The sequence below is a fragment of the Flavobacterium sp. UBA2787 genome (genome assembly GCA_002352205.1).
In the GTDB taxonomy this organism is placed as follows: Bacteria; Bacteroidota; Bacteroidia; order Flavobacteriales; family Flavobacteriaceae; genus Flavobacterium.
The window spans coordinates 41,971-55,166 of sequence record DEHZ01000008.1 but is presented as its reverse complement, the minus strand read 5'-3'; the positions used below and the strand labels follow the sequence as shown (position 1 = coordinate 55,166).

The window sequence follows — 13,196 nt, the reverse complement described above, 5'->3', positions numbered from 1 at the left end:
ATGCTATTCATTTTCGGTTTATTGTTATTGGTCTCTTGTTCAAGTTCAAAGCCGGTTGTGCGAACCACCAAAAAGAGTACTCCCGTTACCCGAACGACTAAGAAACCGGTTGCAAAAACGACTACAACCAACAAATCGAATCAAAAATCTTCACAAGATTCAGCTAAACCCAGTACAGAGGTTTTGGAAGCTACGTCCAATGTAAAGGTAACCACAGAAATGGTGCTAAAATATATCGATGATTTTAAAGATATTGCTAAAGATAATATGCGTCAGCATGGAATTCCGGCAAGTATAACCTTAGCTCAAGGGATACTAGAATCTGGAGTTGGCCAAGGTTCTTTAAGCAAACGAGCTAATAATCATTTCGGAATAAAATGTCATAAAGAATGGACAGGACCAAGCGTTCGCCATGATGATGATTCTGCTCAAGAATGTTTCAGAAAATATGATGACCCGGCAGATTCTTACCGAGACCACTCTTTATTTCTCACAACAAGAAGCCGTTATTCATCACTTTTTGATTTACCTAGTGATGATTATAAAGCCTGGGCAAAAGGGCTTCGAGCAGCAGGCTATGCAACAGATACAAAGTATCCTGATAAATTAATCAGTTTGATAGAACGTTATCAATTAAATCAATATGATACGGAAGTTTTAGGAAAGTCGCCAAAATCTTCAAAACAAGTTGTTTACTCAGGAAAACAAACAGAAAGAGAATATGTAGTAACTAAAGGTGATACGTTATATTCTCTTTCCAAAAAATTCAATATTTCTATCGACGAGATAAAACGAAATAATAACATGAAATCAGACTCACTTTCTGTTGGTCAAGTTATTTATCTAAAATAATTCAAAAAATTTACCAATGCAATATCAAAGAAGCAGCAAGTTGTTTGCTGAGGCTGAAAAAGTAATTCCCGGTGGAGTAAATTCTCCAGTAAGAGCATTCAAAGGAGTTGGAGGAACACCAATTTTTGTAAAAAGTGCCAAAGGAGCCTATTTATTTGATGAAGATAATAATAAGCTCATCGATTACATAAATTCTTGGGGACCAATGATTCTTGGTCACGCTCATGAACCGGTAATAAAAGCCATCACGGAAAGAGCAAAACTAGGAACTTCCTTTGGAATGCCAACCGAATTGGAAACTCAAATAGCAGAACTAGCCGTTTCTATGGTGCCTAACATTGATAAAATCCGTTTCGTAAATTCAGGAACAGAAGCATGTATGAGTGCTATTCGTCTCGCACGCGGATATACCAAAAAAGATAAGATCATCAAATTTGCCGGTTGTTACCATGGTCATTCCGATTCTTTTCTAATTCAGGCAGGAAGTGGAGCCAGTACATTCGGTATTCCAAACAGCCCTGGTGTTACGCAAGGAACTGCAAAAGATACATTGTTAGCGAAATATAATAATCTTGAGAATGTTAGAGAATTATTTGAAAACAATAAAAATGAGATTGCTGCTATAATTATTGAACCCGTTGCCGGTAATATGGGTTGTATTCCACCACAAAGCGGCTTTTTAGAAGGTTTGAGAAACTTGTGTGATGAAAACGGAACATTACTCATTTTTGATGAAGTAATGACCGGATTCAGACTTGCAAGAGGTGGAGCCCAAGAACTATATGGAATTAGAGCCGATATTGTTTGTTTTGGAAAAGTAATTGGCGGCGGATTACCTGTGGGTGCATTTGCGGCAAGAAATGAAATAATGAATTTTTTGGCTCCATTAGGACCGGTTTATCAGGCTGGGACTCTATCCGGAAATCCTTTGGCTATGGCTGCGGGTTTAGCTATGTTAACAGAACTCAATACAGATGTCGAAATTTTTCAACGATTAGATCAAAAGACGGCCTATTTGGAAAATGGAATTCGAAGGGTTTTATCTCAAAACAGTGTTGTTTATACAGTAAATAGGGTAGGTTCAATGATTTCTGTACATTTTAATGAAACTCCTGTAATTGATTTTGAAACTGCTAAGGGAGGAGATAATGAATTGTTTAAGCAGTTCTTTCACGGACTCTTAAATGAGGGAATTTATATTGCTCCGTCAGCCTATGAAACTTGGTTTATCACTGATGCGTTATCTTATCACGACTTAGATTTTACAATAAATACCATTGATAAGGTTTCCAAAAAGTTATTATAAAAAAAATCCCGGTTTTTAAACCGGGATTTTTTTATTGTTTAGCGTATTTTATATTCGTTAACTTATTATATAACTCTTTATTTTCTTTTAATTTCATTGCTTGTTGTTCGCTTAAACCGCTTAGAAGTTTTTGACCAAATCGCTCATAAACTGCTGCTTTTTCTTCATGAGATTTTGCATTATTTATGGCTTCATTTCTCATTATGAACAAGGTAAGAAAATCATTTTTTAATTCAGGTGTTAATTCAACAACGGACGAAAGTTCTCTCAACTCAGCGTAAGCCATTTCTTTAACGTTTTGATCTTTCGAATTCGAATCAGATTCCATTTTCAAATTTGATTGAGCATTTGCAGAAAAGCTAAAAGCAACCATTAGTACTACTATAGAAACAATTTTTTTCATGATAAAGTTAATTATTTGATTAGTTAATAGGCGAATATAAATCAAAATGCCTAATTAACAAAATATTATCTTGAAATTTATTTGCGTTCTTTTAGTTTTTTTCCTTTTGATTCTCTTCTATCTTGCATTTTATCTTTTCTTTCAGCTTGCTTAGCTTCCCATTTTGCAAATTGATCTGCTGTAAGAATTTTTTTCATCTCAGCTTTCATGGCAATTTGCTCATCTAACATTTGATTTTTCATAGCAAATTTTTCGTCCTTACTTAGTGATTTTCCAGCTTCTTTGTTTGCTTTCCATTCCGCTTTTTTTGCTTCTCTTTTTTTTGCTTGATTTAAAAGAATCTTTTTAACTTCAGCTTGCTGATTTGCGTTTAAATCCAAATTAAGTGTCATTTTTTTAACTTGCAGTTCAGCTTGTTGGTCGGGAGAAAGGCTTTCTCTGTTCTCCATTTTAGCTTTTCTGTCTGCTTTTTGAACTTGTTTTTCTTGTGCGAATGTTATCAATCCAAATAACATTACAAACGTTACAATTACATTTTTCATTTTATTTATTTTTTAATGATTATTGTAGTAAGACATGCTCATTTTCAAAAGGTTTAATGAATAGGATATTTTTAACGTATTAAAACTTTAATATAACAAAAATCCCGACACATTGGTCGGGATTAAATTTTGTATTTTAGATTGATTTAGCCTTTAAATTCAACTGTTTTAGAATCTCCGTCAACATTTACTTTTACTAAATTGTGTTTAGCTAAACCTTTCATAGCAGCATCCCATTTTTTTCCACTCAAGGCCGTTTTGTCTTTTAATTCTGAAAGCGGCAAATTATTAGATGCTTTTAATATTTCGATAATTACTTTTTCATCGTCGGTTAGTTCCACTTGTTTTTTCTCAGGTCGCATTTGCGGGAAGAAAAGTACTTCTTGAATCGATTGATTATTGGTTAAAAACATAATTAATCGATCCATTCCGATTCCTAAACCGGATGTTGGGGGCATTCCGTATTCTAAAGCTCTCAAGAAGTCGTTGTCGATGAACATCGCCTCATCATCGCCACGATCGGCTAATTTTAATTGAGCCTCAAAGCGTTCGCGTTGATCAATTGGATCATTTAATTCAGAGTAAGCATTGGCAACTTCTTTACCACAAACCATTAATTCAAAACGCTCTGTAAGTTCGGGATTTGTTCGGTGTTCTTTGCAAAGCGGACTCATTTCTTTCGGATAATCGGTGATGAAAGTGGGTTGAATAAAATTTCCTTCACATTTTGCTCCGAAAATTTCATCAATTAGTTTTCCTTTGCCCATTGTTTCATCTACAGGAATTCCCATTTGTAAAGCAGCGGTTCTGATTTCTTCTTCTGATTTTCCGGAAATATCAAATCCGGTAAATTGAATGATGGCATCGGTCATCGTCACTCGTGCGTAGGGAGCTTTGAAATTGATAGTATGTTCGCCAAACGTTGCATTAGTTGTTCCGTTGACGTGAGTAGCACAATATTCTAATAGATTTTCGGTGAATTCCATCATCCAATTGTAGTCTTTGTAGGCTACGTAAATTTCCATGGCGGTGAATTCCGGATTGTGGGTTCTGTCCATTCCTTCGTTTCGGAAGTTTTTGGAGAATTCATAAACACCGTCAAATCCACCAACGATAAGCCTTTTGAGGTATAATTCGTTGGCAATTCGCATATATAATGGAATGTCTAAACTATTGTGGTGCGTCATAAACGGACGAGCAGCTGCTCCGCCGGGAATGGATTGTAAAATTGGGGTTTCCACTTCAAAGTAGCCTTTGTCGTTAAAAAACGTTCGCATCGCATTGAAAAGTTTTGTTCGTTTTACGAAAACCTCTTTTACGTGCGGATTTACGACTAAATCAACATAACGCATACGGTAGCGAAGTTCGGCATCGTTAAATGCGTCGTGAACGATTCCGTCTTCGTCTGTTTTTGGTAAGGGTAATGGTCGTAATGTTTTGCTTAGAAAAGTAAATTTATCTACGCGAACACATTGTGCACCAACTTTTGTGGTGAATAATTCGCCTTCGATTCCAACAAAATCGCCTAAATCGGTTAGTTTTTTGAAAACTTGGTTGTATAGGGTTTTGTCTTCGTCAGGACAAAGTACGTCACGATTCAAATAAAGTTGAATTCGTCCGTCACTGTCTTGCAATTCGGCGAAACACGCTTTTCCTTGGTCGCGAACGCTCATGATTCTTCCGGAAATGATAACCTTTTTTCCTTCTTCAAAATTTTCTTTTACTTGTTTGGAAGTGTGGTCTACAGGAAATAAATCGGCAGGATAGGGATTTATTCCTAACTGACGAAGTCCGTTGAGTTTTTCTCTTCTGATAATTTCTTGTTCCGAAAGTTGCATAGCATCGATTTTTTAAGCGTGCAAATATAGGGAATTTTTGGATTGTTTGATTGGTGGATTTTTGGATTGTTGGATTTTTCGATTTTTAGAATGAATGATTTTTGAAATGGGATTTTTATATGAATAACTCTTTAGCCCCGATTGAGCCGGTAGCTCCCGCTTTTTTAGCGGGACTAAAGGCGAAAGCGGGAACAAGGATGGCTGAAAAAGCCCGAGCCATTCGCTTCTGAAAAAATGAAGTATATATATTAAGGTATAAATTGTATTTTTGTATTTTATTTTACGATTATGAATAAAGTTGTTTTGGTGGAGGATTTGGGGTCGAAAGATTATAAGGAAACGTGGGATTTTCAGGAGGAATTATTTAAGGATGTGGTTGATTTGAAAATTCGGAATAGGAGAGAGGAAGCAAATTTGGAAACGCCAAATTATTTTTTGTTTGTGGAGCATCCGCACGTTTATACATTGGGGAAGAGTGGCGATTTTAGTAATTTGCTTTTAAGCGAAAAACAGTTGGCGGATAAAGGAGCGACTTTTTATAAAATAAATCGCGGCGGTGATATTACGTATCACGGGCCGGGACAGATTGTGGGTTATCCGATTTTGGATTTAGAAAATTTTTTTACAGATATTCATAAGTATTTGCGTTTATTGGAAGAAACGATTATTTTGACTTTGGCAGAATATGGTTTGAAGACAGAACGTAGTCCGGGTGAAACCGGAGTTTGGTTGGATGTGGGAACACCATTTGCCAGAAAAATTTGTGCAATGGGTGTTCGTGCTTCCCGTTGGGTAACTATGCACGGTTTTGCTTTGAATGTGAATGCAGATTTGGGTTATTTTGATAATATTATTCCGTGCGGTATTCGGGGGAAAGCAGTAACTTCTTTGCAAGTGGAATTAGGTTTGGAAAAAGTGGATGAGGAAGAAGTGAAAGCGAAAATTTTGAAACATTTTGAGGAGCTTTTTGAGTGTGAGTTTAAATCTGCTGTTTTGAGTAGTTCTTTGAATGGAACACGGATTTTATAGATGTAATAGATTCTCGCGGATTCTTTAGTTTGGATTCGCTTTGCTTAAAATGGATTAAAGCGGATGAAGCTTTTTTAATTTTTTTTTGAACACAGATTTAAATAATATAAAAAATTTAGGAAATTTATTTTCTATCTAACAATCTAAAAATCCAACAATCTAAAAATCCAATTTCAATTGTTCGGGTAATAAGCGAAAACTCAGTCGGTGGTATTTTGTTGTACCGTATTTTGCAATAGCTTCCCGATGTTCTTTAGTTGGGTAGCCTTTATTTTTTTTCCAGTTATACATTGGAAATTCTTCATGAATTTTATTCATATAATCATCTCGGTAGGTTTTGGCTAAAATAGATGCAGCTGCAATACTCATGAATTTGCTGTCACCTTTAACAATGCAAGTGTATGGAATGTCGTTGAGTGGTTTAAACCGATTTCCGTCTACAATTATATACTGTGGTGTAGGATTTAACTTCATAATACTTTCCTGCATAGCTTGAATAGATGCATTGAGTATATTTATTTTGTCAATTATGATTGGTTCAAGGTGAGTGTAACTGAAAGAAATTGCCTTTTCTTCTATAATAGGTCTGAGTTTTTCTCTAATTTTTTCTGAAAGTTGCTTAGAGTCGTTGAGTAATGGAAGAGAAAAGCCTTCGGGTAGTATAACTGCGGCTGCTGTTACTGGGCCGGCAAGGCATCCACGTCCGGCTTCATCTGTGCCTGATTCTATGACGAATTGAGAAAGTCTAAAATTTAACATAAAAATAATTTAAATTTAATATTGAAATGAACGCAACCATTTCATTTATTAAGTATCTAAAGTGTAGCTTACAGAGTAGGTTAACAGTTTCTGCAGAATTTTTAACAAAAATAAAAATATTATTCCGAAGTAATATTTGTTTATTTAAGAAATTATTAAGAAGTTTGCGGAATAACTAACTCAAATAAATTTAATATGAGATCGAAATTTAAATGGATTTTTACGCTTTTAGTGGCGTTTTTTATTCAGTTTTCTTATGCTCAAGAGAAAACTATCACAGGTGTAGTAACAGAAAGTGGCTTACCTCTTCCTGGTGCAACAGTTCTTGTGAAAGGAACTTCAAGGGGTACTTCAACTGATTTTGATGGAAAGTATTCTATCCAAGCAAAAGCAGGTGAGGTTTTGGAATTTTCATATGTAGGTATGAAAACTCAAAATGTAACTGTTGCGACTTCAAATACAGTTAATATTGCTTTAGTGAACGATACAGCACTTGACGAAGTAGTAGTGGTTGCTTATGGTTCTTCTAAAAAGAGTGAACTTGCATCTGCTGTTTCTGTTGTAAGTGCCAAATCGATTGAGCAGGTGCCAATTGCATCTTTAGATCAAATCTTACAAGGTAATGTTGCGGGTATGACAGTATCTACAGGTTCAGGTCAGCCAGGTCAAAGTGCTTCGGTAAGGATTCGTGGAACTTCTTCTTTGAGTGGAACTAGAGATCCATTATATGTTTTGGATGGTGTGCCTATTGATGCAAATAACTTTAGAAGTATTAATGCAAATGACATCGAAACAATGAGTGTTTTAAAAGATGCTTCCGCTACCGTTCTTTATGGAAGTAGAGGTGCTGCTGGTGTTATTGTAATTACTACTAAGAAAGGTAAATATAATTCTGGGCTTAAAGTTCAATATAGATCTATGTTTGGTATTTCGTTAGAGCCGGATCCTCAGTTTGAGGTGATGAATGCTTCACAATACTTAACTTGGCAAAGAGATGTTTTAGGTGCGGGATATGGTGCTACGGGTAGTTCTGGTTCAATTATAGGTACCGGTCCATTAACAGATACTGAGATTGCTGCTATATCTAGACAAACTAATACTAACTGGTCTGATATTTTCTTCAGACAAGGAACAACTACCTCGCATGAGTTAAATATCTCATCTGGAAATGATGTTTCGAGATCGTTTACGTCTATTGGTTATTTTGAACAAGAAGGTATTACTTTGAATAGTGATTTAAAAAGATTTACTTTTAGAACTAACCTTGAGTTAAAGCCGAATGATAAATTTCGTTTTGCTTATAACTTAACGTTTAACTACAGTAAAAATAGTTTTGTTGTTGACCGTAACAGAGTTGGTGGGGGTAATACAGGTGGAGAGTTAGATAATCCATTTATTGTTCCTTATTTAGGTATGCCTTATCAGTCTCCTTACAATCCTGACGGAAGTATAAATATCATTGGTACTCAGTTATCAGGAGCTTATAATACAAATCCAGATGGCTCACAAGGTGCATACAATATTTCTAATGCTAATGGATTTCAAAATACGCCTTATCTAGCTTTGAATACTGCACGATTTAATACAGATGATGAAAATGAATTAAAAGCAGTTGGACAAATTAACGCTGATTATAAAATTTTACCAGATGTAAAGTTTGGAGGATCTCTTGGGGTTGATTATACAAATATTGAGTCACTTTTTATTACACATCCTTTGAGTATTAGAGGAGATTTGACTCCTGCTCAAACTTCAGTAAATAAAGGTACACAATTTGAAAGTTTTGCTAGAGATGCAGGTTTCAATATCAATACATTCTTGACTTACCAAAAAACGTTTAAAGAGAAGCATAATTTAGAAGCTTCTATATTTTCAGAATATTATTACAATAGCATAAGAACTGCTGGTTATCAAGCTTATGGTTTAAATCCTGCCTTAGTTGGTTCTGGTTCTGGTTTTACAGCAGGAAATCTTTTAGAAGGTGGTCAAGCAATATATGCACCAAATGCTTTTAGTTCAAACAATGAGTTAGCTATTTTTAGTTACTTCGGAGTATTAAACTATAATTATACAGATAAATATGGAATTCAATTATCAGCAAGAAGAGATGCTTCATCTAGATTCTTAGAAGAAAACAGATGGGGAACATTTTGGTCAGCTTCTGCGAGATGGAACATTTCTAGTGAAAAATTCATGGAGAATTCTAAAGTTTTTTCAGATTTGAAATTGAGAGCTAGTTATGGTACAACAGGTAATCAAGGTGTAGGAGGTTTCTATGTTGGTTATGAAACTATTGCCGGCGGTGACGGATATGGTGCAAACCAAGCTTATTTCCCTGGTATTGCTGATAGTAACTTGAAGTGGGAAACTACAAAGCAAGCTAACATTGGTTTAGATTTTGGTTTGTTTAACCGTTTAACAGGTTCTGTGGATGTGTATGACAAACAAACAGAAGATTTATTTTTCTTAACACAATTACCAACTTCTACCGGATTTGGAGCCGTGAATAAAAACATTGGTGAAATGTCTAACAAAGGTATAGAGTTGCAGCTTAATTATGGTTTAATTAAAAAATCAGATTTAACTGTTGATGTGTTTTTTAATGGATCTTATAATAAAAACGAAATTTTACAGTTGGATGGTCTTTCTGATTTTCAAGGAACTGGAGCAACTCGTTTACAAGTTGGTGAGGCATTTGGAACCTATAATACTGTACGTTATTTAGGAGCAGATCCGTCAAATGGTCAACCATTGTATCTAGATATTGATGGAAATGTTACCAATGTTTATAGTTTAGATGATAGAGTAAGTTCAGGAAAATCATTTATTCCTAAGTATACAGGTGGATTTGGTTTGAATGCTTCTTACAAAGGATTCCAATTGTCTACATTATTCTCATTTGCTGCGGAACAATACCGTTTAAATAGTTCATTAGCAATTATTGAAGACGTTAGTTTGGCAGGTTTTGCTAATCAATCAACTACGATGTTAGATGCATGGCAACAACCAGGCGATATCACTAGTATTCCAAGTGTTAATTTCCCAAGTATAAGACTTCAAAATACAGACAGATACTTAGAAGATGCTTCTTATTTAAGACTTAGAAATATAACGTTGGCGTATATATTAGATGGAAACAAATTCCAAGATTCTAAATACTTTAGTTCTGTGCGTTTATATGTTCAAGCACAGAATATGTTTACTTGGACAAAATACAGAGGTTTCGATCCTGAATCAAATCAGTCAACAAACTTCTTTGATTATCCTACTCCTCGTCAGTTTACTTTTGGTGTAGATATTAATTTATAAAAAAAAAATGAAAATGAAAAAAATAATCTTATTACTCACTTTAGTAATTACTTTTTACTCTTGTGAAGATAGTCTTGATAGATTACCTAATGACTCATTGGTATCTGATACTGCTTATAGAACGGTTGATGATTTAAATCTTGGTTTAAATGGTGTGTTTTCTTTTTATACACAAAGAAACATTATAACATTTAGTTCTATTTTTACTGATGAATCTAAAATTGGTCGTGATAACGGAGGTCAGCAAGTTAATTTGTATAACCAAGTTTTAGAATCTGGAGAAGCTAATGCTAATGCCGTTTGGAATGGTCATTATGCAGTTATTGCACGTGCAAACAGAATTATTGCAGCAGCAGAAGGTATTACACCTGATGCTAGTGAGTTGGTTAGATACAATAACATTGTTGGACAGTGTTATGCGATCAGAGCTTTGTGTCATTTAGATTTATTAAATCATTACACAGTTGATCCTACTGATTTAACTTCTTTAGCAGTGCCTTACGTAGATATTGTTACTGATCAGGGTTTACCTAGAAATACTGTTCAAGAAGTACGTGATGGAATTTTAGCTGATTTGGATGTTGCAGGTACTAAAATTTCTAATACAAGTCTTAACTTTGCCACTGATAATTTCTTAGAGTTTGTTAGAGCAAAATTGTATTTATTTACTGGTAGCTATTCACAAGCTTTAGCAAGTGCTCAACTATTAATAGATGAAGTTCCTCTAGCAACAGCTTCAGAATATGCTAGTATTTTTGATGATACTAGTACTGCTGAAATCATTTTTTCAAGATTACGTACTAATGCAGAGGTTTTCATGGGTGGAACTTGGTATTTTACAGGAACCGGTGGAGCTTTTATGGAAATGTCTAATAAGATGTACAATGCTTTAGATCCTAATGATGTAAGAACTAATGTTTTATTTGATCAGGCAAATAGTGATCCTGCCAATGATTTCCATTTGATTAATAAATATCCAGGAAGTAGTGGTCTTTTGTTTTTTAATCAAGAGAAAAACATGAGAATATCAGAAATGTATCTTATCAAAGCTGAAGCTCAAGCTCGTCTTGGGAATTTTGGAGATGCAGCTCAAACTATAAAAGTATTGAGAGATAATCGTTATGTTGCTGGTACTGAACCTGGTTTAGATGTATATGCAAATATGGCTCAAGCAGCTGTAGCAATTTTGGCTGAAAGAAATCTTGAATTGGGTTATGAAGGTCACCGTTACGTTGATTTAAAACGACTTCGTTTTGATACTAATACTGGTATTGTTAGAAATCCTCTAGATTGCGGCGGATCTGTTCCATGTGAAGTTGGAATTACTGATCATAGATTTGTGTTACCTATACCTCAACAAGAGGTTGATACAAATACTTCAATGATTCAAAATCCTGTTTATTAATAAAAAAATATTGTTCATATGAAAAAAATTATTGCGTTATTGCTTTTTTCGTTTCTTTTTTACTCGTGTAGTAAGAATGAAGCAGCGGTCTATAATCCTAATGGAATAGGTTTAGTATACTTTGGAACATCTAGTTCAAGTTTACCTATCGTTTTGGATGGAGAAGGTCAAGTTAACATCTCAATTAACAGTAGTTCTTTATCTTCTGTTGATAGAACAGTTACAATTGAAATTTTAGAATCTTCAACAGCAGATCCTTTAAATTATTCCATGCCAACAACTGTTGTTATTCCTGCAAATGAATATTCAGGGACGTTGACAATTAATGGTGTTGATGAAACAGCAGAAACAACACCGGAATTAATTATTCTTAGAATAGTTTCGGTGAATGACGATACTGTTTCTATTTCTGAAGCTAATCATGAAGTGAGTGTTTTTCAAAGTTGTCCAGTTGATCCAACTAAGTTCATTGGTAATTATTTAATTGAAGAAATGACTCCTTTTGTAGATGGTCCAACTTTAAGTCATAACACGGTTATTGAGTTAAAGCATGTAGTGCCAGCTTCACCTACAACTGAAAGAGTTTTCAGTACAAAGAATTATCCAAATTATTGTAATCCTGATAGAAATTTTTTCTTCAACTTATTGTGTGGTAATGTTATCGTTAGAGCTAACCAACCAAGTACTTGTCAATGTACTGCTGCTGGTTTGTTTTTCGGTCCAGCAACTACCCCTGAAACTTTTGATGCAGAAGATGACAGTGTCTTTTTTATGACATTTACAAATGATGTAACTGGGGATTGTGGTCCTGCTGTGCAAACAACTTATAAATTTACTAAACAATAGAGATTATGAAAAAAATACTGATATTTGCTGTTCTATTAACCTCAGGAATATTCACATCTTGTTCTGAAGATGATAATGGAAGGTTTGCTAATGATCCTCAAAGTGGGTGGGTTCAATTTAGAAATGCTAGTACTGTTAATGTTTTGTTTAGTGAAGGTGGTACTATTTCAGTACCTGTAAAGCTTTCTGCACCAGTTAACACAGATGGTTTAGAGGTTACTTATTCGATAACAAACATTGTTGGTTCTACAACAGGTGTTGTATCTGCTGATAATGTTGTTAGATTTGATGGTAACGTAGAATCTAATATTGTAATGAATCTTCTAGGTTCTTCACTTGCAGAAACTATTGAATTTGATGTAACTTTAACAGCTACTTCAAGATCTAATGTTACTGTTGGGTTAACAGAAGAAGGTACTGCTTTAAAACCTATAGTTAAGAGAATCAAAATTTGTTCAAATCAATTTTCTACGAGCTATACTGGGTCTTCGCAAGCTACAATTGATGGGGCTCCTGCTTTTGAAAATTGGTCTCCAACAATTACTGCTGTTCCGGGTTCAACAAATACATTCCAATATAGCACTCTTTGGGGAGCAGGATTGGTACCTTTGTTAACTGGAAACCCTGCCTTGAATACTTTTTTATATCCTGGGTTTTTAACCATCAATGCTGATAACTCGGTAACAGTTGTTGGAATCAATGATCCAGCTTTTCCAAACAGATATCCAGGCGGTTCAGGGACATATGATCCTTGTACAAAGGTTATTACTTACAGACTAAGTCAAGGGTTGTTTACAAATCCTTTTCAAGTGGATGTAACTTTAACTCCAAATTAATTAGATAAAAATAAAGTTAAAAAGCTGTCTTTTAGACAGCTTTTTTTTTATTTTTGTTTTTTAAAATAAAA

11 protein-coding genes are annotated in these 13,196 nt (G+C 34.7%); 7 read left to right on the top strand and 4 right to left on the bottom strand.

Features of this window, described 5'->3' with window-relative positions:
• Both B4N66_RS06110 and hemL read left to right on the top strand, forming a co-directional pair.
• A complete protein-coding gene (locus tag B4N66_RS06110) occupies positions 1–852 on the top strand; it encodes a glucosaminidase domain-containing protein (protein WP_291093176.1) in 852 nt (283 codons plus the stop codon).
• Positions 853–868: 16 nt separating this feature from the next.
• Positions 869–2,158 carry a glutamate-1-semialdehyde 2,1-aminomutase gene (gene hemL / locus B4N66_RS06105; RefSeq protein WP_291093175.1) on the top strand — a complete coding sequence of 430 codons (1,290 nt, stop codon included), beginning with the start codon at positions 869–871 and terminating at the stop codon, positions 2,156–2,158.
• Positions 2,159–2,189: 31 nt separating this feature from the next.
• Here hemL and B4N66_RS06100 read toward each other — a convergent pair whose 3' ends face one another.
• The 3 genes from B4N66_RS06100 to lysS all read right to left on the bottom strand — a co-directional run bounded on the left by B4N66_RS06100 (position 2,190) and on the right by lysS (position 4,941).
• Positions 2,190–2,561, bottom strand: a complete 372-nt coding sequence (locus B4N66_RS06100) for a hypothetical protein (RefSeq protein WP_291093174.1) — start codon at positions 2,559–2,561, stop codon at positions 2,190–2,192.
• Positions 2,562–2,638: 77 nt separating this feature from the next.
• Complete coding sequence (locus B4N66_RS06095; protein ID WP_291093173.1) at positions 2,639–3,103, bottom strand: DUF4890 domain-containing protein; 465 nt, start codon at positions 3,101–3,103, stop codon at positions 2,639–2,641.
• A 146-nt stretch (positions 3,104–3,249) separates the two neighbouring features.
• Complete coding sequence (gene lysS / locus B4N66_RS06090; protein ID WP_291093171.1) at positions 3,250–4,941, bottom strand: lysine--tRNA ligase; 1,692 nt, start codon at positions 4,939–4,941, stop codon at positions 3,250–3,252.
• Positions 4,942–5,229: 288 nt separating this feature from the next.
• Here lysS and lipB point away from each other — a divergent pair, with 288 nt between their 5' ends.
• Entirely contained in the window at positions 5,230–5,970 is a 741-nt protein-coding gene (gene lipB / locus B4N66_RS06085; RefSeq protein ID WP_291093169.1) for a lipoyl(octanoyl) transferase LipB, read from the top strand.
• A 159-nt stretch (positions 5,971–6,129) separates the two neighbouring features.
• Here lipB and B4N66_RS06080 read toward each other — a convergent pair whose 3' ends face one another.
• Positions 6,130–6,729: a ribonuclease HII gene (locus B4N66_RS06080; RefSeq protein ID WP_291093167.1), complete on the bottom strand. Its 600-nt coding sequence runs from the start codon at positions 6,727–6,729 to the stop codon at positions 6,130–6,132.
• A 195-nt stretch (positions 6,730–6,924) separates the two neighbouring features.
• On the opposite strand from B4N66_RS06080, the gene B4N66_RS06075 reads away from it, so the two are divergent.
• Genes B4N66_RS06075 through B4N66_RS06060 form a run of 4 tightly spaced genes read left to right on the top strand, consistent with a single transcriptional unit; the run spans position 6,925 to position 13,125 of the window.
• Positions 6,925–10,038, top strand: coding sequence for a SusC/RagA family TonB-linked outer membrane protein (locus B4N66_RS06075; RefSeq protein WP_291093165.1), 3,114 nt, complete (start codon positions 6,925–6,927; stop codon positions 10,036–10,038).
• Between the two features lie 13 nt (positions 10,039–10,051).
• The gene (locus tag B4N66_RS06070; protein WP_291093163.1) at positions 10,052–11,443 is read left to right on the top strand and encodes a RagB/SusD family nutrient uptake outer membrane protein; all 1,392 of its coding nucleotides are present in this window, start codon (positions 10,052–10,054) and stop codon (positions 11,441–11,443) included.
• A gap of 18 nt (positions 11,444–11,461) precedes the next feature.
• Entirely contained in the window at positions 11,462–12,289 is an 828-nt protein-coding gene (locus B4N66_RS06065) for a hypothetical protein (RefSeq protein ID WP_291093161.1), read from the top strand.
• A 5-nt stretch (positions 12,290–12,294) separates the two neighbouring features.
• The gene (locus B4N66_RS06060; RefSeq protein WP_291093160.1) at positions 12,295–13,125 is read left to right on the top strand and encodes a hypothetical protein; all 831 of its coding nucleotides are present in this window, start codon (positions 12,295–12,297) and stop codon (positions 13,123–13,125) included.
• Positions 13,126–13,196 lie beyond the last annotated feature (71 nt).